The organism is Streptomyces endocoffeicus, assembly GCF_016741935.1.
Taxonomy (GTDB): domain Bacteria; phylum Actinomycetota; class Actinomycetes; order Streptomycetales; family Streptomycetaceae; genus Streptomyces; species Streptomyces endocoffeicus.
The window spans coordinates 1,876,523-1,896,040 of sequence record NZ_JAERRG010000001.1 but is presented as its reverse complement, the minus strand read 5'-3'; the positions used below and the strand labels follow the sequence as shown (position 1 = coordinate 1,896,040).

18 protein-coding genes are annotated in these 19,518 nt (G+C 69.7%); 13 read left to right on the top strand and 5 right to left on the bottom strand.

Features of this window, described 5'->3' with window-relative positions; all coding sequences use genetic code 11:
* The first annotated feature begins 111 nt into the window (after positions 1–111).
* The gene (gene iolG / locus JK364_RS07315; protein WP_201848547.1) at positions 112–1,116 is read left to right on the top strand and encodes an inositol 2-dehydrogenase; all 1,005 of its coding nucleotides are present in this window, start codon (positions 112–114) and stop codon (positions 1,114–1,116) included.
* A 96-nt stretch (positions 1,117–1,212) separates the two neighbouring features.
* Here the strand turns inward: iolG and JK364_RS07310 are convergent, their stop codons facing one another.
* Entirely contained in the window at positions 1,213–2,358 is a 1,146-nt protein-coding gene (locus JK364_RS07310) for a Gfo/Idh/MocA family protein (protein ID WP_201848545.1), read from the bottom strand.
* 195 nt (positions 2,359–2,553) lie between these two features.
* On the opposite strand from JK364_RS07310, the gene JK364_RS07305 reads away from it, so the two are divergent.
* The 6 genes from JK364_RS07305 (at position 2,554) to JK364_RS07280 (ending at position 9,284) form a co-directional block, all read left to right on the top strand.
* A complete protein-coding gene (locus JK364_RS07305; RefSeq protein ID WP_201848543.1) occupies positions 2,554–3,324 on the top strand; it encodes an SDR family NAD(P)-dependent oxidoreductase in 771 nt (256 codons plus the stop codon).
* A gap of 77 nt (positions 3,325–3,401) precedes the next feature.
* Positions 3,402–5,162, top strand: a complete 1,761-nt coding sequence (locus JK364_RS07300) for an IlvD/Edd family dehydratase (protein ID WP_201848541.1) — start codon at positions 3,402–3,404, stop codon at positions 5,160–5,162.
* A 106-nt stretch (positions 5,163–5,268) separates the two neighbouring features.
* Entirely contained in the window at positions 5,269–6,201 is a 933-nt protein-coding gene (locus JK364_RS07295) for a D-2-hydroxyacid dehydrogenase (protein ID WP_201848539.1), read from the top strand.
* 240 nt (positions 6,202–6,441) lie between these two features.
* Positions 6,442–7,812 carry an APC family permease gene (locus tag JK364_RS07290; protein ID WP_201848538.1) on the top strand — a complete coding sequence of 457 codons (1,371 nt, stop codon included), beginning with the start codon at positions 6,442–6,444 and terminating at the stop codon, positions 7,810–7,812.
* 142 nt (positions 7,813–7,954) lie between these two features.
* Positions 7,955–8,575, top strand: coding sequence for a flavin reductase family protein (locus JK364_RS07285; protein WP_201848536.1), 621 nt, complete (start codon positions 7,955–7,957; stop codon positions 8,573–8,575).
* Positions 8,576–8,627: 52 nt separating this feature from the next.
* The gene (locus JK364_RS07280) at positions 8,628–9,284 is read left to right on the top strand and encodes an HAD family hydrolase (protein WP_230991591.1); all 657 of its coding nucleotides are present in this window, start codon (positions 8,628–8,630) and stop codon (positions 9,282–9,284) included.
* A gap of 270 nt (positions 9,285–9,554) precedes the next feature.
* Here JK364_RS07280 and JK364_RS07275 read toward each other — a convergent pair whose 3' ends face one another.
* Positions 9,555–10,427, bottom strand: coding sequence for an undecaprenyl-diphosphate phosphatase (locus JK364_RS07275; protein ID WP_201848535.1), 873 nt, complete (start codon positions 10,425–10,427; stop codon positions 9,555–9,557).
* Positions 10,428–10,641: 214 nt separating this feature from the next.
* Between JK364_RS07275 and JK364_RS07270 the strand changes: the two genes are divergently transcribed.
* Positions 10,642–12,180 (top strand): MFS transporter, encoded by a 1,539-nt coding sequence (locus JK364_RS07270; protein WP_230991351.1) that lies wholly within the window; start codon positions 10,642–10,644, stop codon positions 12,178–12,180.
* Between the two features lie 17 nt (positions 12,181–12,197).
* Here JK364_RS07270 and JK364_RS07265 read toward each other — a convergent pair whose 3' ends face one another.
* Positions 12,198–12,989, bottom strand: coding sequence for a TVP38/TMEM64 family protein (locus JK364_RS07265; protein WP_230991350.1), 792 nt, complete (start codon positions 12,987–12,989; stop codon positions 12,198–12,200).
* 206 nt (positions 12,990–13,195) lie between these two features.
* Here JK364_RS07265 and JK364_RS07260 point away from each other — a divergent pair, with 206 nt between their 5' ends.
* From JK364_RS07260 to JK364_RS07250, 3 genes are all read left to right on the top strand, one after another.
* The gene (locus JK364_RS07260) at positions 13,196–13,357 is read left to right on the top strand and encodes a hypothetical protein (protein WP_201848534.1); all 162 of its coding nucleotides are present in this window, start codon (positions 13,196–13,198) and stop codon (positions 13,355–13,357) included.
* 96 nt (positions 13,358–13,453) lie between these two features.
* Positions 13,454–14,629: an elongation factor Tu gene (tuf, locus tag JK364_RS07255; RefSeq protein WP_201848533.1), complete on the top strand. Its 1,176-nt coding sequence runs from the start codon at positions 13,454–13,456 to the stop codon at positions 14,627–14,629.
* 86 nt (positions 14,630–14,715) lie between these two features.
* Positions 14,716–15,561: a spermidine synthase gene (locus JK364_RS07250; RefSeq protein WP_201848532.1), complete on the top strand. Its 846-nt coding sequence runs from the start codon at positions 14,716–14,718 to the stop codon at positions 15,559–15,561.
* On the opposite strand, the gene JK364_RS07245 is transcribed toward JK364_RS07250, so the two are convergent.
* A complete protein-coding gene (locus tag JK364_RS07245; protein ID WP_201848531.1) occupies positions 15,548–16,852 on the bottom strand; it encodes an MFS transporter in 1,305 nt (434 codons plus the stop codon). The genes JK364_RS07250 and JK364_RS07245 overlap by 14 nt on opposite strands.
* A gap of 83 nt (positions 16,853–16,935) precedes the next feature.
* On the bottom strand, positions 16,936–18,042 hold the full coding sequence (locus tag JK364_RS07240; RefSeq protein ID WP_201848530.1) for a DUF8017 domain-containing protein: 1,107 nt from the start codon (positions 18,040–18,042) through the stop codon (positions 16,936–16,938).
* A gap of 95 nt (positions 18,043–18,137) precedes the next feature.
* On the opposite strand from JK364_RS07240, the gene JK364_RS07235 reads away from it, so the two are divergent.
* The gene (locus JK364_RS07235; protein ID WP_086886338.1) at positions 18,138–18,590 is read left to right on the top strand and encodes a DUF4442 domain-containing protein; all 453 of its coding nucleotides are present in this window, start codon (positions 18,138–18,140) and stop codon (positions 18,588–18,590) included.
* A gap of 236 nt (positions 18,591–18,826) precedes the next feature.
* Positions 18,827–19,495: a DedA family protein gene (locus JK364_RS07230; protein ID WP_201848529.1), complete on the top strand. Its 669-nt coding sequence runs from the start codon at positions 18,827–18,829 to the stop codon at positions 19,493–19,495.
* Positions 19,496–19,518: the final 23 nt, after the last annotated feature.

Below are 19,518 nucleotides of genomic sequence, written 5' to 3'. Positions count from 1 at the left end.
CATTGGCTCGGCGGTGTTCTGATCTGGCACATTCCACCGGCTGAGCTGCGAATTAGCGTCACCCGTAGACCATTTGCCCGAGGACAACTCTGTGATCGGAGGCTCGCGATCATGCGAGATCAGGTTCGTTTCGGCCTCATTGGCACCGGCCGGATCGGCCAGGTGCACGCGGCGAGCATCGCCGCGGATCCCGATGCGACGCTCTCCTGGGTCGCCGACCCGTATCTGGCGGGCGCGGAGTCGGTCGCCGCCCGCTACGGGGGAACCGCGACCGATTCCCCCGAGCGGCTGCTCGACTCCGCGGAGGTGGATGCCGTGCTGGTGGCATCGCCGACGCCGACGCATGTCACCCTCATCGAGGCCTGTGTCGACGCCGGTCTCCCGGTGCTCTGCGAGAAGCCGATCGACCTCGACATCGCGCGGGTCGACGCGCTGCGCCCGAAGGTCGCGGCGAGCTCCGTGCCGGTCGCGCTCGGATTCAACCAGCGCTTCGACCCCGCCTTCGCCGAGACACGCACGCGCGTCGCCGCCGGCGAGATCGGCGAGCTCGAGCACTTGTCGATCACCAGCCGCGACCCCGGGCCGCCTCCGGCCGACTACATCGCGGCCTCCGGCGGGATCTTCCGCGACATGACCATCCACGACTTCGACATGGCTCGCTTCTTCCTCGGCGAGATCGTCGAGGTGAGTGCGACTGGCGCGCGGTTGTTCGACGAGGGCGCTCGTGAACACGGTGACTACGACACCGTCGCCGTCGTGCTGCGTGCGGCCTCCGGTGCCATCGCCACGATCGCGAACTCGAGGCACAGCGCGATCGGCTACGACCAGCGACTCGAGGCGCTCGGCGCGGAGGGGCTGCTGCTCGTGGCCAACGCACCGTCCAGCCTGGTGAGCGTCTCCACATCCACCGCGGTGGAGGCGAAACGGCCCTATCTTGACTTCTTCATCGAGCGCTACGCGGAGGCCTACGTGCGCGAGCTGGCCGAGTTCATCAAGCTCGCGCGCGGCGAGGAGTCGACGAGTCCGACCTTCGAAGACGGACGCGCGGCTTTGCTCATCGCCGACGCCGCACACCGCTCGGCTGAGGAAGGTGCGGTAATCCGCCTCACCGAGTGAAGACGCGACCCGGACCGGAGGCGGTCTGGTCGGGGTCGCGCCGACAGCCGGGGCGGAGATCGGGGGAACTCCGCCCCTTCTGTGTGCTCCGCGGGTCTATGCCTGCGTCGTGGTCGTGCCGGTGACAGCGGGGACGTTGATCCACTGGCCGGACTCGGCACTGCGAAGCGACACATCGACCAGCTCGGAGGCCGACCAGCCGTCGGCAGCCGACGGCGCGAGCTGCACGCCTTCCGCGACCGAGCGCAGGAACAGCGCCGCCTCGATCGTCTTGAGGTCGTTGAAGCCGATGCCGGGCCCGGCGTTCGGTTGGAAGCGGCCGAACTCGCCGTATGACGTGGGAGTCATGATCGTGCGGTAGCCGCTGCCGTTGTCAGCCAGCTCGAGCTGGTTCATGCGGTCGAAGTTCCAACGCAGCGAGCCCTTGGTGCCGTAGACCTCGATGATGTACTCCGCGTGCGGACCGATCGCGACGCGGGTGGTCTCGAACATGCCGATCGCACCCCCGTCGAAGCGAGCGAGCAGGGCCGCGTAGTCCTCGTTCTCGACCTCGCGGGAACCGCCTTCGGGGAGCGGACGCCGCGGGATGAAGCGCTCGGTGACCGCGTTCACCGAGATGATGGGGGCCACGAGGAACTGCGCCAGGTCGAAGCCGTGACTCAGGACGTCGCCGAGCACCCCGGAGCCGGCCTGCGCCTGTTCGTACCGCCAGGTGAAGCCCTGGTTCGGGTCGGAGGCGTAGCTGGTGATCATGCGGATCTGCAGATTGGTGATGCGCCCGAGCTCGCCGGAGCGGATCAGGCGGCGTGCCTCGGCTACCGCCGGAGCGTGGCGATAATTGAAGCCGACCGCCGTGAAGAGTCCCGCCGCGGCCGCGCCCTGCGCGATCTCCCGGGACTCGCGGGCGCTGCGGCCCATCGGCTTTTCGATCCAGAAGTGCTTGCCGGCGTCGATGGTCGCGAGCGCGATCTCGTGGTGCAGGAAATTCGGCGAGCAGATGGACACGACGTCCACGTCCGGATGTGCGAGAAGTTGGCGATAGTCATTCGTCGTCTCGCGGAATCCGAGCGCTTCGGTTGCGTAGGCGCGTCCATTCGGATCCGGGTCGGCGGCGATCACGAGTTCCGCGCGCTTCGGCAGCTCCGGGAAGAACTGCTGACTCTGAAGATAGGAGCGCGCGTGGAGCCGCCCCATCACTCCGACGGAGATCAGTCCGACTCCGATGCGGTTCTGCTCTGGCAAGGTGACTCCTTCGTCTGACGCGGGTCTCGTGAATGCTCCGACGGGCGCTCCCGGACGGGATTCCGGCGCGTCGTGTACGCCAGCCTAGAAATGCCGACCCGGGAAGCGGTGTGCCAATCTGGAACATCGGTGGCCCTCGCCGCGCTGCTGTACTGACTCGCATCGGTCCTGCTGAGTCACGAGGGAGTTCCGGCGATGATGAGCGAACGGGTGCACCACATTGACCCCGAGCGCACGCGCGTGCTGATCACGGGTGCCACCTCCGGCGTCGGCGAGGCCACGGCGAAGCTCTTCGCCGCGCGCGGGGCCGCAGCCGTCGCCCTGCTCGGCCGGCGTCCCGAGGAGCTGAGCCGTGTGGCCGACGAGATCGGCGACCGCGCCCACACGTTCCGCGCCGATGTCTCGGACTCCGCGTCGGCAACCGATGCGGTGCGCGCGGCGGTCGAGGAGCTCGGAGGACTCGACGTGGTGGTCAACGCCGCGGGCATCGCGAGGGCTGCGTCTCTCGAGGAGCTGGACGACGGGTCGTGGCGCGAGGTGATCGACACGAACCTGTCAGGCACGTTCTACGTCTCCCGCGAGGCGGGGCTGCACATGCGGGCCGCCGGTCGGGGCGCGATCGTGAACGTCGCGTCCGACCTGGCCGGCATGGGGGTAGCGGGACTGGCGCACTACAGCGCCGCGAAGGCGGGCGTCGTCGGGCTCAGCCGCGCTCTGGCGATCGAGCTCGCGCCGACCGTGCGCGTCAACGTCGTGAGCCCCGGTCCGGTCGACACCCCGATGCTGCGGGGCGGGCTCGACGCGTGCGCCCCCGAGGCGTCGCTGCGCGAGAAAGAGGCCACCGTGCCGCTCAACCGACTCGCACATCCCGACGAGATCGCGCGGGCGATCTGGTTCCTGGCGATCGACGGGACCTTCGCGACCGGCACCAGCATGGCCTTCGACGGCGGCACCACCGCCGCCTGACCCACGCCCTCATCCGGGACGTCCCGCCTCCGCGCCGATCATTCCGCACCAAGCCCCGCTCAAGGAGCATCACACACATGTCCGACCCGAACATCAGTGAACTCCGCAGTGCGCGGTGGTTCAGCCCGCACGATCTCACGGGATTCATCCACCGAACCGCGATCCAGGCGGAAGGCTTCTCGAAATTCGCCATCAAGGACCGACCGGTCGTCGGTATCGCGAACTCGTGGTCGGAGCTGGTGAACTGCAACATTCACTTCAAGTTGCTGGCCGACGCCGTCAAGCGCGGCGTGCTGATGGCGGGCGGCCTGCCGCTCGAGTTCCCGACCATCTCGCTCGGCGAGAGCCTGATGAAGCCGTCGGCCATGCAGTTCCGCAACCTCATGGCCATGGACGTCGAGGAGTCGATCCGGGCCTACCCGCTCGACGCGATCGTGCTGCTCGGCGGCTGCGACAAGACGGTTCCGGCTCAACTCATGGGCGCGGCGAGCGCCGACGTCCCGACGATCATGCTCACCGGCGGGCCTCAGGAACCCGCCTACTTCCGCGGTCGTCAGCTCGGTGTCGGCACCGACACCTGGAAGTACGCCGATGAGCTCCGTGCGGGAACCATCACGCAGGAGGACTTCAACGACCTTGAGGCCAGTGCGAAGCCCACCGCCGGGCACTGCAGCGAGATGGGCACGGCCTCGACCATGACCTCCCTCGTGGAAGCGCTCGGCATGTGCCTGCCCGACACCGCCTCGATCCCCGCCGTGGACTCCCGCAGAGCCGCGGCTGCCGAGGCCACTGGCCGACGAGCGGTCGAAATGGCGGTCTCGCTGGGGCCCAGGCCGAGCGAGGTGCTCACCGAGCAGGCGTTTGACAACGCGATCACCCTGCTCATGGCCGTCGGCGGCTCGACCAACGCGGTCGTGCACCTACTGGCGCTGGCGCGGCGGGTTGGCTACGAGCTGCGGCTCGACCGCTTCCATGAGATCTCGAAGCGCACCCCGCGGATCGTGAATGTGCGCCCCTCGGGAGAGCATCTCATCAAGCAACTGTTCAACGCCGGCGGCATCTCCGCCGTGCTGAAGGAGCTCGGCCCCCTGCTTCACGGCGACGCGATCACCGTCACCGGCGAGACGCTGGCCGACGGCTACCGCAATGCGGCCGAGCCGGACGGCGAAGTCATCAGCAAGCTCGAGCAGCCCTACGACGCCTCGGGCGGCATCGCGGTCGTGCGCGGGTCGCTCGCCCCCAACGGCGCGGTCATCAAGAGGAGCGCCGCGTCGCCCGAGCTGCTGAAGCACCGAGGGCCGGCGGTTGTGTTCGAGGACATCTACGACCTCGGGCGCCGGATCGACGACCCCGCCCTCCCCATCACCGAGGACTCGGTACTGGTGCTGCGCAATAGCGGGCCCGCGGGTGCGCCCGGTATGCCGGAGTGGGGGATGCTGCCGATCCCCGAGCGACTCCTCCGCCGGGGCATCCGAGACATCGTGCGCATCTCAGATGCGCGCATGAGTGGCACCGCGTTCGGCACCACCGTCCTCCACATCTCGCCCGAGGCCGCGGTCGGCGGACCGCTTGCCGCCGTGCGAGACGGTGACCCCATCGTGCTCGACGTGGAGAACCAGCGTCTCGATCTCGACATCCCGGACGAGGAGATCGAACGGCGTCTCGCGGACGTCGAGCTGCCGGCCCCGAAGTACCGCCGTGGCTACGGCCGGCTCTTCATCGACCACGTCACACAAGCCGACGAAGGATGCGACTTCGACTTCCTGCGGAAACTGCCGGATGAAGAGCCGCAGCGGCTCCCGTACGGCCTCACCAGCGGATGGCAGGGCGGCTGGTAGCCGCACCGATGAATGGATGCGGCGCCGCGAAACGAGACGCCGCTCGAAGTGGAGAGAATATATGTATCGCCCGAAGGTGATCGTCATCCCTCCTCAGGGAGGACCAGTGCCGCCGCTCGCGGCGATGGAAGCGGAGGCGGAGGTCCTTGTCGTGCGCACGGCCGACGAGCTGCGGGCCGCCCAGGAGAACGCCGAGATCCTGTTCCTCAACGACTTCCGCAGCACGTTGCTGCGCGAGGTCGGACCGGGGCGGCTGCGCTGGATCCACACCTCCAGCATCGGCATGGATCCACTCCTGACCGAATCGGTCGTGAACAGCGATGTCGTGGCCAGTAACTCGCGCGGGGTCTGCGAGCGCCCGATCGCGGAATGGGTACTCGGCGTGCTGCTGATGTTCACCAAGGACCTGCGTCGCACGATCGAGCTCCAGCGCCAGCACCGCTGGCAACACAGGGAGACCGAACCCATCCTGGGTCGGAAGGCGCTCGTCGTGGGACCCGGCCCGGTGGGACGGGAGACCGTGCTGCTCCTTCGAGCCGCAGGAATGGCTGTCACCGTCGTGGGGCGCACCGCCCGGCAGGACCCAGCGCTCGGTGCCATCGCGGCCATCGCGGATCTCGACGAACTGCTCCCCGGAGCGGACGACGTCGTGTTGACCCTGCCGCTGACCGAGGACACCCGCGGCCTGTTCGACGCCTCCCGGCTGAAGAAGATGCGACGGGGCGCCCGGTTGGTCAACGTCGGACGGGGCGCCGTGGTGGTCGCGGACGACCTGCTCGCCGCCGTCGATGACGATCACCTCGATGCCGCGGCCCTCGACGTGTTCGAGCAGGAACCCCTGCCGGCCGACAGTCCGTTCTGGAGTCGGGACAACATCCTCGTGTCGCCGCACGCGTCAGGGGACCTGGTGGGCTGGCGCGGTCGCGTCGTCGACTGCTTCGTCGAAAACCTGCGCCGCTGGAAGGCCGGCGAGCCGCTGCGCGACGTCGTCGACCTGCGCAAGCTCGGAATCACCGCCCAGGCGTCGACCGCACCCTGAGTGCGCGACGCGTAAGGCCGGTTCGTCCGCCGGGCGAACCGGCCTTACGCATGCCTCAGCGTGTCCGGCGCAGTGTCTCACCTTGGCACAGAAGGGTGTGAAGGCTCGCCACTAGCGTCGTGCCATTCCGGATCATTCGACGATGGGGTTCATATGGCCGGCATTACCGAGACAGCGACGCAGGTCCCGGCGTCCGAGGGGATTCGACTCCGGGGCAATATGGGAGTCGGAGAGCTCGCGATGAGCGTGCTCGCATTCGCCTCACCCCTGGCAACCGTGGCGGGCACCATGCCCGTGCTCATGATGTACAGCGGCAAGACCACGCCGGGCATTTACATCATCATGACGGTGATGCTGCTCATCTTCTCGGTGGGCTTCGTGAAGATGAGCCGTTCGATCGAGAATCCCGGTGGATTCTACTCCTTCGTCACCGCCGGTCTCGGCAAGCCGGCCGGTCTCGGCGGCGCGTTCCTGGCTCTCACCGGCTATCTGTTCATCGGTTTCTTCTCGCCGCCATTCTTCGCGGTCACGCTGCAGGGGTTCGTCACGAAGACCCTCCATGGACCCGAAATCCCGTGGTATTGCTACGCGCTCGCGATCATCGCCGTCACCACCTTTCTCGCCTACTGTCGCATCGACCTTTCGGCAAAAGTGCTCACGGTCGCGATGATTCTCGAAGTCGTGATTGTCGTTGTCTTCGACGTGGTGTCGTTCTCGACCAGTGGCGAGCGCGTCGCTCACGGGATCGGGTTCTCGATGCCGTGGTTGACGGATGCCGGGATCGGGGTGGCACTTCTCTTCGCGATCGGCAACTTCCTCGGCTTCGAGGCGACCGTGATCTTCCGCGACGAAGTCAAAGACCCGGGTCGCACCATTCCGCGTGCGACGTACCTCGCCGTGGCCGGCATTGGCGTGTTCTACGTCGTCGCAGCGTGGGCGTACGTCGCGTACCTCGGCGCGGACCGGGCGCAGGAGGCCGCGAAGACGAACACCGTCGGCCTGTTCAATGACTCTGCGGCGCGACTGGTCGGAACGGTCTTCGCCGACGTCGTCTCGGTGCTCCTCATTACGTCGGTCCTCGCGACGATGCTCTCGACTCAGAACATCGCCGCCCGCTACAGCTTCTCGCTCGCGAAGGACGGGGCGCTGCCGAAGGTGCTCGGCCGTGTTCACCAGCGGCATCACTCGCCCTACATCTCGGCGTTGACCGCCGGCATCCTCTGGACCGTGGCCACGATCGTGTGCACCGTGTTCGGAGTCGGTCCGGACACCCTCTACCCGATCGCCAGCGGTAGCGGCACCTTCAACGTGCTGCTGCTCATGTTCGTCGTAAGCCTCGCGGTGCTGGTCTACTTCCTCCGCCGGCGGCGGGAGGAGCCTGAATCGTTGTGGAATACGGTGGTCGCTCCGGCGATCAGCGCGGTGTTCCTCGGCGCCGTGACCTATCTGGCCATCACGAACTACTCCGAACTCATCGGAGGGTCGACGCTGGTGACGGTGATCTTCATGGCGTTCACCTTCGCGCTGTTCATCGGTGGTGTGCTCTACGCCCTCTACCTGCGCAGGAAGCGTCCCGAGATCTATGCGAAGCTCGGGCGCGAGAGGGTCTGATGGCGCCTGGCGGGAAGCACGTCACCGGCGGTGGCTGTCCAAAACTGACGATCACCGTTGACACCTGGGTCTCCGATACCAAGGCACCAAAGACCTCGCACGTCGTTAGGGTGCGCCGCCGCCTGCGCGGATACTGGGGCGCATGCGTATCGACTTCGATCCCGAGACCATGGGCACCACCCCCTTCTACAAGCTGCTGACCTCGGTCATCGTGCCTCGGCCGATCGCCTGGGTGTCGACCGTCGGCCAGGATGGTGCCGCGAACCTCGCTCCGCATTCGTTCTTCACCGTCGCGGCCGTGGCTCCGCCCGTCGTGCAGTTCACCTCCGTGGGGCGTAAGGATTCGCTGCGGAATGTCGAGGACACCGGGGAGTTCGTGGTGAACCTCGCTCCCGAGGGGCTGTTCGAGCAGGTCAACGCGACGGCGACGGACTTTCCGCACGGGGTGAGCGAGTTCGAGGCGGTGGGGGTGGAGCAGGAGGCGAGCTTGCGGGTGAAGCCGCCTCGGGTGGCGGGGTCGCCGGTGGCGTTGGAGTGTGTGGTGCACAGCACGATGGGGCTCGGGAACTCGACGGTGGTCTTCGGGCGGGTGGTGCACGCGGTGATCGATGACGAGGTGATGGTCGACGGGCACGCCGAGATCACCAGGCTGCGGCCGCTGTCCCGGCTGGGGAGGAACGAATGGGGCACGGTCGGTGAGGTGCTGGATCTCGCCCGGATCCGTTACGCGGACTGGGAGGGCCAGGGGCCGGAGAGGGCGTGAGGGCCGCGGGTCATGGGAGTGCGGGCCACGGGAGTAGGGGAGGGGCGTGGTGATGGAGAGCGTGGTGTTCGACATCGGCTCGACCCTCGTCCGCGAGGACCGCTACTGGGGCTCCTGGGCCGACTGGCTCGGGGTGCCCCGGCACACCCTGTCCGCGCTGGTGGGGGCCGTCGTCGCGCAGGGGCGGGACGACGGGGACGCGATCCGGCTGCTGCGGCCGGGCGTGGACATCGACGCCGAGCGTCGGGCACGGGAGGCGGCGGGGCGGGGGGAGTGGCTGGACGAGTCCGATCTGTACCCGGATGTGCGGTCCGCGCTCGGCGCGCTGCGGGAGTCCGGGCTCCGGGTGGTCCTGGCCGGGAACCAGTCGCTGCGCATGGGTGAGCTGCTGCGGGGAATGGAGTTGCCGGTCGACGCCGTGGCGACGTCCAGCGGATGGGGCGTCGTCAAGCCCGATCCGGAGTTCTTCCGGCGGGTGCTGGAGCTCGGCGGCGCCGCACCGGGGGACACGGTGTACGTGGGCGACTATCCGGCCTTCGACATCCGCCCGGCGAAGGCCGCCGGGCTGCGGGCCGCGCATATCCGCCGGGGGCCGTGGGCGTATCTGTGGGGCGATACGGCCGACGCGGCGATGGCGGACTGGCGGATCGACTCGTTGGGTGAGCTGGTGGAGATCGTCGCCGGACCGCCCCGGGCATCGTCCCCGTAAGGCCGCAGCTCAGGGCAGGGGTGTGCGCTGGGTGAGGAATTCACACCGGTGTGATGCGAGTGCTTGCATATATCTACCGCACACCCTTCCCTGCCGCCCGGTATGGCGTTTGACTCGTCCCATGCCGCTCAGGGGGCGCCAGACCTGGGCGAAGGGGCCGCCGGACTCCTCCCTCCTCGGCCGGCGGCCCATCTCCCTGCCTGTCCGGTCTCCTGCCTGTCCGGCGGAGACCGGCGGAAGGCGGATACCGGCGGGTATCCGAGAGATGCGTCAGCCTGCCGACTCGGCCGCGTGGGCGCTCAGCACGCCGAAGCCGATGAGCGCGAAGAGCGCGATGCCCAGCAGGATCCGGTAGATCACAAACGGCATAAAGCTCTTACTCGAAATGAATTTCATAAACCACGCGATCACTGCATATCCGACAACAAAGGCGATGACCGTCGCGAAGATCGTCGGGCCCCACTCGGTATGGCCCTCGGAGGCGTCCTTCAGCTCGAAGGCGCCCGAGGCCAGCACCGCCGGCACCGCGAGCAGGAAGGAGTAGCGGGCCGCGGCCTCGCGGGTGTAGCCCATCAGCAGTCCGCCGCTGATCGTGGCGCCCGACCGGGAGACGCCCGGCACCAGCGCCATCGCCTGGCAGACCCCGAATATGAGCCCGTCCCGGATGCTCAGCTCCTGGAGCGACTTGCGCTGGTTGGCGACGCGGTGCCGGCCGCCCGTCTCATCGCGGGCCGCCCGCCGGTCCGCGAAGCCCAGCACGAGGCCCATGACCACGAGGGTCGTGGCTATGAGCCGCAGATCGCGGAACGGACCCTCGATCGCGTCCTGGAGGGTGAGCCCGAGCACGCCGATGGGCAGCGAGCCGATGATCACCAGCCAGCCCATCTGGGCGTCGTGGTTGCCGCGCCACTCCTTGCTGAAGAGCGAGCGGAACCAGGCCGACACGATGTTGACGATGTCCTTGCGGAAGTAGATGAGTACCGCGAGCTCCGTGCCGATCTGGGTGATCGCGGTGAAGGCGGGCCCAGGGTCGCTCCAGCCGGCGAACGCGGCCGTGAGCCGCAGATGGGCGCTGGAAGAGATCGGAAGAAACTCAGTCAACCCCTGGACCAGCCCGAGGATGAATGATTCAAACCACGACATTGAGTCTTCGCTATCCAAGGCTGATCGTGCGCTGCTCGGTCCCTGGTCTCAGATGTCCAGGCATGACCGATTCAGGCGGGGCGGTCAGTGGGAAGCCGACCGTCGAGGATCAACGACCGGTTGTGGGGGCAGCGTAGCGTCCCCGGCTGCGCGACCCATCAAGGGCCTGGTCAGACCATCGGTTCAGCGCTTTGACCTTGGGTACTCGGGCCGTATGACCGGGATCGGGCACGACGGAGGGCAGGGCGGCCGACGGGCCGGGGCCGGGGGCGGCGCCGGGCACGGGCCGGGCGGGACGATCACCACCGAGGTCCCGGCGCGGCTGGACCGGCTGCCCTGGTCACGCTGGCACTGGATGATCGTGATCGGCCTCGGCACCGTATGGATCCTGGACGGTCTCGAGGTGACCGTCGTCGGCAATATCGCCAGCCGTCTCGCCGAGCCCGGCAGTGGGCTGCCCATCACCGACGCGCAGGTCACCGGGATGGCGGCGGCCCTCTATGTGGCCGGGGCCTGCACCGGGGCGCTGGTCTTCGGCTGGCTCACCGACCGCTACGGCCGCAAGAGGCTCTTCCTCATCACGCTCGGGGTCTATCTGGCCGCCACCGCGCTCACCGCCGTCTCCTTCTCCGCCTGGTGGTTCTTCCTCTTCCGCTTCCTCACCGGCTTCGGTATCGGCGGGGAGTACGCGGCCATCAACTCCGCGATCGACGAGTTGATCCCCGGCAAGTACCGGGGCCGCGTCGACCTGGTCATCAACGGAAGCTTCTGGCTCGGCGCGATGGGCGGCTCGCTGCTCTCCGTGCTGATGCTGAACACGAACTTCTTCGCGCTGAACGTCGGCTGGCGGCTCACCTTCGCCCTCGGCGTCGTCCTCGGCCTGGTCATCCTGCTGGTCCGGCGGAACGTCCCCGAGAGCCCGCGCTGGATGTTCATCCACGGCCGGGCGGAGGGCGCCGAGGAACTGGTCGCGGCGGCCGAACGGAGGATCGAGGACGAGACCGGGCGGCGCCTCCCCGAGCCGGACAAGGCCATCACCATCCGCACGCGGAAGAGCACCGGCTTCATCGAGATCGCCCGGACGCTCTTCCGGGCGTACCCCCGGCGCGCGGTCCTGGGGCTGGCCCTCTTCATCGGGCAGGCGTTCCTCTACAACGCCATCACCTTCGGCTTCGGCTCGATCCTGGTGAAGTTCTTCGGCGTGCCCAGCGGCGACACCGGTTATTACTTCGCGGTCATCGCCTTCGGCAACTTCCTCGGGCCGTTGCTGCTGTGCGGGCTCTTCGACACGGTCGGCCGCCGGCCGATGATCTCGGGGACGTACATCCTCTCCGGTGTGCTGCTGTTCATCACGGCGTGGATGTTCGGCAACGGCTGGCTCAACGCGACCACGATGACCGCCTGCTGGTGTGTGGTGCTCTTCTTCGCCTCGGCCGGTGCGAGTTCGGCGTATCTGACGGTCAGCGAGGTCTTCCCGATGGAGACGCGCGCCCTGGCCATCGCCTGCTTCTACGCCATCGGCACGGCGGCCGGGGGCATCAGCGGTCCGCTGATCTTCTCGGATCTGACGGCGAGCGGAGTCGTCGCCGACACCGCGCTGGCCTTCTCCATCGGGGCGTCGCTCATGGTCGCGGCCGGGCTGGTCGCCGTCTTCCTCGCGATTCCGGCGGAGCGGCGTCCGCTGGAGGACATCGCCGAGCCGCTGTCCGCCCGCGCCGCCGCCGCATCCGCCTCCGGACCGGCCGACGGCTGACGGGAAGCCCGGCCTCGTCAGCCCCGCGGGGCCGGCTCGTCTGCCGACGCGCTCTCCGTGGGCCGTACGGGCTCTACCGGCCGTACGGGCTCTACGGGCCGTACGGGCTCTACCGGCCGGATACGGCCGCGTTTGCGCCAGGCCACCAGCGCCCCCGCGACGGCGGGCACCGTGATGAAGGCCAGCGCGAGGAGGAAGACGGGCGAGGTGGGGGTGGTGGCGCGGCTGCCCGCCACCACGTACGCGGCGGTGTTCGGCACACTGCCCAGCCCGGTGGCCAGCAGGAACGACGGCCAGCCCATCCGGGAGACGGCCGCGCAGTAGTTGGCGGCGGCGAACGGTACGCCGGGGAACAGCCGGATCGCCAGCATCGACCGGAACCCGTGGTGGCTCAACTGCCGGTCCGCCGCCATGAGCCAGCGGCCCCGCAGCAGCGGCCGCAGCGCGTCCTGCCCCAGCAGCCGCCCGAGGCCGAAGGCGATCCCGGCGCCGATCACCGTGCCGCCGATGGCCGTGGCCAGCCCGGCCTGGATACCGAAGAGCGCACCGGCCGCCAGGTTCAGCAGCGGCCGGGGCACCAGTGCGGCGGTGCCCACCCCGTACGCGGCCGTGAACAGCAGCACGGCCGTTCCGCCCGTCAACTCCGCCCAGCCGTGGGTCAGCAGCCGCTGCGGCTGCCACAGCCAGACCGCGATCGCGGAACCGGTGAGCAGCGCGGCGAGCAACCCCAGCCGCGACCACGGCGAGAGAAGCACGGCGCGGGCGCGGCGCGTGGCCGGTTTCACCGGCGGCGGGGCGACATCGAGCATCGGTGGAGCGTAACCGACCGGGCCCGGCGGACGCTGTGATGTCGTCGGGTTGTCGTCCGATTGTCGGCAGACCGTCGACAGAGGTTCCGGACCCTGGCGAGAGAGGCCGAGAGAGGTTCCGAACCACCCGCCCCACCGACCCCGGACGTACCGAAACGCACCGAAAACCATTCGACGCGGACCGAACAGTGCGCGAAGATCACAGCATGTTCCGGCTCGCCTTCCTCACGCCGACGTCCGCGGTCGCGGACGCGCCGAAGGCTGCCGTCCCCTCTCTCGCTTCTCTCGCTCCGGCCGCGGTCGCCGCCCTCACCACGGACCCGCCCGCCGCCGTTCCCGCCGCCTGCCTCGACGGCGCCCGAAGCTGACCCTCCTCGGACAACTCCGACGGATCCCCCAGGGGGAGGGTCGGCGAGGTTCTGGGGTCCGCGCTTCCCACCCCGCTGACGAGGAGAGATCGTCGCATGTCCAAGCAGACGTATGTGCGCACCAAGCCGCATCTGAACATCGGCACCATGGGCCATGTCGACCACGGCAAGACCACCCTGACCGCCGCCATCACCAAGGTGCTGAGCGAGCGCGGCACCGGCGGCACCTATGTGCCGGCGGACCGCATCGACCGGGCGCCGGAGGAGGCCGCGCGCGGCATCACCATCAACATCGCGCATGTCGAGTACGAGACCGACACCCGCCACTACGCGCATGTCGACATGCCCGGCCACGCCGACTTCATCAAGAACATGGTGACCGGCGCCGCCCAGATCGACGGGGCGATCCTCGTGGTCTCCGCGCTCGACGGTGTGATGCCGCAGACCGCCGAGCATGTGCTGCTGGCCCGCCAGGTCGGCGTCGACCACATCGTGGTGGCCCTCAACAAGGCCGACGCGGGCGACCCCGAGCTCACCGACCTCGTCGAGCTCGAGGTGCGCGAGCTGCTGTCCGCGCACGGCTACCCCGGCGACACCACGCCCGTCGTACGGGTCTCCGGGCTGCGGGCGCTGGCGGGCGACCCGCGCTGGACCGGGTCGATCGAGGCGCTGCTGGACGCCGTGGACATCTACGTACCGACGCCGGTGCGCCACACCGGGGCGCCGGTCCTGCTACCCGTGGAGAACGTGCTGACCATCAGCGGACGCGGCACGGTCGTCACCGGCGCCATCGAGCGCGGCACGGTACGGGTCGGCGACCGTGTCGAGGTGCCCGGCACCGATGTGGCCACGGTGGTCACCGGCGTGGAGACCTTCGGCAAGTCCATGGAGTCGGCCGAGGCGGGCGACAACGTGGCGCTGCTGCTGCGCGGAGTGGCGCGGGACGCGGTGCGCCGCGGCCATGTGGTGGCCGCGCCCGGCAGCCTCGTACCGCGGCGGCGCTTCACCGCGCGGGTGTACGTCCTGTCGGCGGCCGAGGGCGGCCGGCGGACACCGGTGTCCACCGGCTACCGCCCGCAGTTCTACCTCCGTACGGCCGATGTGGTCGGCGCCGTGGACCTCGGGGCCGCCGCGGTGGCCCGCCCCGGTGACACGGTCACCATGACGGTCGAGCTCGGCCGTGCCGTACCGCTGGAGCCGGGCCTCGGCTTCGCGATCCGCGAGGGCGGCCGCACGGTGGGCGCGGGCACGGTGACCACCGTGCTGCCGTAGCCACACCGGTCCCGCTCGTCCGCCTCCCCCGTGCGGGGGGCGGACGAGCGGAAGCCACGGCATGCGTGCGACGGCACAATGAGAGGGTGAACGAGCCGATACCCGTGAGCCGTGCCGTGGACGGCGGCACCGCCAAGCTGATGCCGGACCTGGACCGCCCGCGCGCCTGGCTGCTCACGGTGGAGGGCGCCCCGCAGTCGTACGTGGACCTGGACGATCCGGGCCATCTCGAGTTCGAGTACGCGCGGCGGATCGCCCATGTCCTGGACGCGGCCGCCGATCCCGGCGCCCCGCTCGACGTACTGCACCTGGGCGGTGGGGCGCTGACGCTGCCTCGCTATCTGGCCGCCGCCCGCCCCGGCTCCCACCAGGTGGTGATCGAGGCCGACCGGGGGCTGCTGGAGCTGGTCGCCGGGCACCTTCCGTTGCCGTCCGGGGCGGGCATCACGGTGCGGCCCGGGGACGCCAGGACCGCGCTGGAGGCCGCGCCCGAGGGATCCGCCGATGTCATCGTGGCCGATGTCTTCGGCGGTTCGCGGGTGCCCGCGCATCTGACCTCCGTCGAGTACGTCCGCGCCGCGGCCCGGGCGCTGCGGCCGGGCGGATGGTACGTGGCGAATCTGGCCGACGGGGCGCCGTTCGCCTTCCTCCGCTCCCAACTGGCCACCTACCGCACCGCGTTCGCGCATCTCGCCCTGATCGCGGAGCCGTCGGTGCTGCGCGGCCGGCGGTTCGGCAACGCCGTGCTGGTGGCCTCCGAGTCCGAACCGCCGGTCGCCGTGCTGGCCCGCCGCACCGCGGCCGACGCCTTCCCGGCCAGGGTCGAGTACGGGGAGGCGCTGGAGCGGTTCATGGGCGGCGCGGCGCCGGTGCGGGACGAGGACGCCACGCCCTCGCCGGAGCCGCCGGACGGGGCGTTCAGCGTGGGCTGACCGGCTCCGGGGCGGTGTCCGCGGCGGCGGCCGGTCCGCCCTCGGCGACGGGTGCGGTCTCGCGCCGGCGCAGCCGCCGTACGTCCGGGACCGTCAGCACCGCCAGCGTCAGCGCCAGGATCAGCGCCGAGCAGCCCCACAGCGAGGCCGACCGGCCGAACGCTTCCTCGGCCGGGCCCGCGAGCGCCGTGGCCAGCGGGACCATGGCGATCGAGCCGAACCAGTCGTACGCCGCGACCCGCGACAGCTTGTCCTCCGGGATCTCCTGGTGCAGCGCGGTCATCCAGGACACCCCGAACACCTCGACCGACACCCCGACCAGGAACATCACCACGGCCAGCGGCGCGATCGGCACCGGGACGGCGAGCGCGGCCGACGGCAGCGCGAGCGGCAGCACACACAGGGAGCCCGCGAGCAGCATCCGGCGCGGCCGCCAGCGCACCATCAGCAGACCGCCCAGAACGGTGCCCGCGCCGAACGCCGCGAGCGCGAGCCCCCAGGGGCGCGCCCCGCCCAGGTGGTCCTCGGCCACCAGCGGGCCGAACACCGCCTCCGCCGCTCCGACCACCGCGTTGACGACGGAGAACTGGACGACGATCGACCACAGCCAGGGCCGGCCGATGAATTCGCGCCAACCTTCGCGCAGATCCCGCAGCATGCCTCCGCCGGGCTCCCGCCGGGCGACGGCGCTGACGTCGAGCAGCGAGCGCAGGGCGCCCGCGACCGCGAACGCGGCGGCGTCGACGGCCAGCACCCAGCCGGGGCCGACCACCGCGACCAGCGCGCCGCCGAGCGCGGCCCCGCCGATCTGCGCACCGTTCATGCCCATCCGGAACAGCGCGAAGGCGCGGGCGGCCTGTTCGCCCTTGACGCTGGAGAGCAGCATGCCCTCGGCGGCGGGGGAGAAGAACGCCTGCCCGGTGCCGCCGAGCGCGGACAGCGCGGCCATCTGCCACAGCCGCGCCTCGCCGGACAGGACGAGCACGGCGAAGACCGCCTGCGAGAGGCAGTTGAGACTGTTGGCCGCCACCATCACCCGGTGGCGGGGCAGCCGGTCCGCCACCGCGCCGCCGATCAGCAGGAAGACGACCAGCGGAAGCGTACGGGCCGCCGCCACCAGCCCGACGTCGCCGCCGTCCCCGCCCGCCTCCAGCACCGCGAACGCCGCCGCGATGAGGGCTCCGGCGTTCCCGAGGCCCGTCACCACGGCGGCGGTGGTCAGCAGTGTGTAGTTGCGGCCGGCCCACGCGGGGCGGCGCGGTCGGGGGCTCGGGGCCGGAGGAGTCGTCACATCCGGACTATCCCTGGGGGCGGACCCCGGCGTCCAACCCAATTCCGGCCGTCACGATCGGAGCGGTCGGAAGGTTCGGAAGGTCAGGAGACCTCCGACTTCACCGGCCGCAGCGAACTCATGATCTTCTTGATGGTCGAGTCCGGGACCTCTTCCTTGGTGCCCTTGACCGAGTACAGGACCCAGGTGGCGAAGTCGCCGTTGGTGTCCGTGTAGGTCACGGTGACCGACTTGCCGTCGGTGGTGCACTTGTCGGTCTTCTTCACCCCGGTGACGGTGGCCGACGCGGTGTAGCCCTCGAGGCCGTGGGCGCTCTTGAACTTCTTGGCGTCGGTGACCTTACGGGTCCCGGTCTGCTTCTGGTCGAAGGCGGCGAAGACCCAGTTCTCGGCCTCGATCTTGGCGGCCGACGCCTCGCTCTTGGCGCCCTGCGCGCCCTTCGAGCCCGCCCCGGCGGCGTGGCTCTTGTCGACGTAGCCGTCCTTGTCCTTGACCGAGCAGTAGTCCTTCTTGTACCTCGCCGGAGCGGACATGACCACGAGCGGCTTGCCCTTGTCGTCCTCGAAACCGGTGCTCAGACCCGGCGATTCGATCGACCAGTCCGGGGGGACGTCGAAGGCGTTGTGCCGCTTGGGGCTGACCACCGGCTTCCAGCCGGGTATGACCGCCTTGACGTCGGTGGTGTCACCGCCGGCGCGCGGGTTGTCCGCACCGCCGCCGCCCGGGTCCTCGGTCGGTTCCTCGGAGGCCGGGGCCGATGTGGAGGCGGGCGCCTTGTCCTTCCCCTTCGCCTTGTCACCGCCGTCGCTGTCGTCCTTGCCCAGGACCAGCACACCGGTGATGGCAGCGGCGGCGACGACCGCGATGGCCGCGACGATGGCGATGGTGGTCGTGCGCTTCTTGTTGTCGCGCGGCGGCTGCGGTGCGCCGGGCGGGCCGGACGGAGTGCCCCACTGCTGGCCGGGCGGACCCTGTGGCGGGCCGTAACCGGGCTGCTGCTGCCCCGGCTGGCCGGGCTGGCCCGGCTGCTGCTGGGGCGGCTGCTGATAGGGATTCGGCTGTTGGTACCCCGGCTGCTGATACGGGCTGGGCTGGTTGTATCCCGGCTGCTGGTACCCCGGTTGCTGATAGGGGTTCTGGTCGTGCGGGTTGTTCTGCTCGCCCCCGGGCGGCTGCTGTCCTGGCCACATGGCGAGTAACGATAGAGGGGGCCGAAGACACCTGCTACGGCTGCCCCTTGAACTGCCCCTTTCCCGACTTTCTACTGGGTGGTAACTTCCGGGGCATGTCAGAAACCCTGCCCTCCGTCGGTGAGATGCTCGCCGCCACGGTGCCCATGGTGCGCACCCTGAACCTGGAGTTCCGCGAGGCGTCGCCCGAGCGCGCGGTGCTGTGCCTGCCCGACCAGCCCGACTTCCACAACCATGTCGGCGGCCCCCACGCGGGCGCGATGTTCACCCTGGCGGAGTCCGCGAGTGGCGCCATCGTGCTGGCGGCGTTCGGCGATCAGCTCGGCCGTGCCGTACCGCTGGCGGTGCGTGCCGAGATCGACTACAAGAAGCTCGCCAAGGGGCCCGTCACCGCGACCGCCACCCTCGGCCGGCCCGCCGCCGAGGTGGTCGCCGAGCTGGACGCGGGGGAGCGGCCCGAATTCCCGGTGAACGTCGCGATCACGCGCGAGGACGGTGCGGTTACGGGCGAAATGTCCATCGTATGGACCCTGCGCCCCCAGTCCTGAGCCCGTCGTCCCCGGCTCTGAGCCCGTCGTCCCCGGCCCTGAGAAATCCGATCTCCCCGGCCCTGAGTCCGACCTCCCCAGCCCTGGTCCGTCCTCCCTCCGCCGGAGCCGACGCGAGCGGGAGCACGACTTGGGGATGATGGCGACCGCGCGCCGATTGAGTAGGCTTCCCGGCGTGCGCCGCGTCCTGTCCGGCGCACGCCGGGAAGCGATCGCCACATGGGGAGGAACCGGCGTTGCATATCGAGGAATGGCTCGAGACCGTGCCCGCGGTCAGCGTGTATCTGCTCGTGGGTATCGTCATCGGCCTGGAGAGCCTGGGAATCCCGCTCCCCGGCGAGATCGTCCTCGTCAGCGCGACGCTGCTGGCGGCCTCCCAGGACCACATCAACCCCTACATCCTGGGGACGTGCGCCGTCGCGGGCGCGGTGATCGGCGACTCCATCGGCTATCTCATCGGCCGCAAGGGCGGACAGCCGCTGCTCGCCTGGCTGGGCCGTAAATTCCCCAAGCACTTCAGCGCCGAGCACGTGGCCACCGCCGAGCGCTCCTTCCAGAAGTGGGGCATGTGGGCGGTCTTCGTCGGCCGGTTCATCGCGCTGCTGCGGATCTTCGCGGGGCCGCTCGCGGGCGTGCTGCGCATGCCGTACTGGAAGTTCCTCATCGCCAATGTGCTCGGCGGCATCGTCTGGGCCGGTGGCACCACCGCGGTCATCTACTCCCTGGGCAAGGTCGCCGAGGACTGGCTGAAGCGCTTCTCCTGGCTCGGGCTCGTGCTGGCCCTGGCCTTCGGCCTCGGCTCGATGCTGGTCATGAAGTGGCGCGCAAAGAAGTCCAAGGCCGCGGCGGTCACGGCGGCCGATTCCGAGACCGCCGAGCCGGAGCCGGTCCCGGCCGGGGACTAGACCGGATCGGTTGGACCGGCTGT

Bases quoted from the DNA above. Each gene is read 5' to 3' on its own strand.
- JK364_RS07280 (WP_230991591.1), top strand. From the start codon at position 8,628: ATGGAGAGCGTGGTGTTCGACATCGGCTCGACCCTCGTCCGCGAGGAC.
- JK364_RS07235 (WP_086886338.1), top strand. From the start codon at position 18,138: ATGTCAGAAACCCTGCCCTCCGTCGGTGAGATGCTCGCCGCCACGGTG.
- JK364_RS07305 (WP_201848543.1), top strand. From the start codon at position 2,554: ATGATGAGCGAACGGGTGCACCACATTGACCCCGAGCGCACGCGCGTG.
- JK364_RS07240 (WP_201848530.1), bottom strand. From the start codon at position 18,042: ATGTGGCCAGGACAGCAGCCGCCCGGGGGCGAGCAGAACAACCCGCAC.
- JK364_RS07275 (WP_201848535.1), bottom strand. From the start codon at position 10,427: ATGTCGTGGTTTGAATCATTCATCCTCGGGCTGGTCCAGGGGTTGACT.
- JK364_RS07260 (WP_201848534.1), top strand. From the start codon at position 13,196: ATGTTCCGGCTCGCCTTCCTCACGCCGACGTCCGCGGTCGCGGACGCG.
- JK364_RS07265 (WP_230991350.1), bottom strand. From the start codon at position 12,989: ATGCTCGATGTCGCCCCGCCGCCGGTGAAACCGGCCACGCGCCGCGCC.
- JK364_RS07300 (WP_201848541.1), top strand. From the start codon at position 3,402: ATGTCCGACCCGAACATCAGTGAACTCCGCAGTGCGCGGTGGTTCAGC.
- JK364_RS07290 (WP_201848538.1), top strand. From the start codon at position 6,442: ATGAGCGTGCTCGCATTCGCCTCACCCCTGGCAACCGTGGCGGGCACC.
- iolG (WP_201848547.1), top strand. From the start codon at position 112: ATGCGAGATCAGGTTCGTTTCGGCCTCATTGGCACCGGCCGGATCGGC.
- JK364_RS07270 (WP_230991351.1), top strand. From the start codon at position 10,642: ATGACCGGGATCGGGCACGACGGAGGGCAGGGCGGCCGACGGGCCGGG.
- JK364_RS07285 (WP_201848536.1), top strand. From the start codon at position 7,955: ATGCGTATCGACTTCGATCCCGAGACCATGGGCACCACCCCCTTCTAC.
- tuf (WP_201848533.1), top strand. From the start codon at position 13,454: ATGTCCAAGCAGACGTATGTGCGCACCAAGCCGCATCTGAACATCGGC.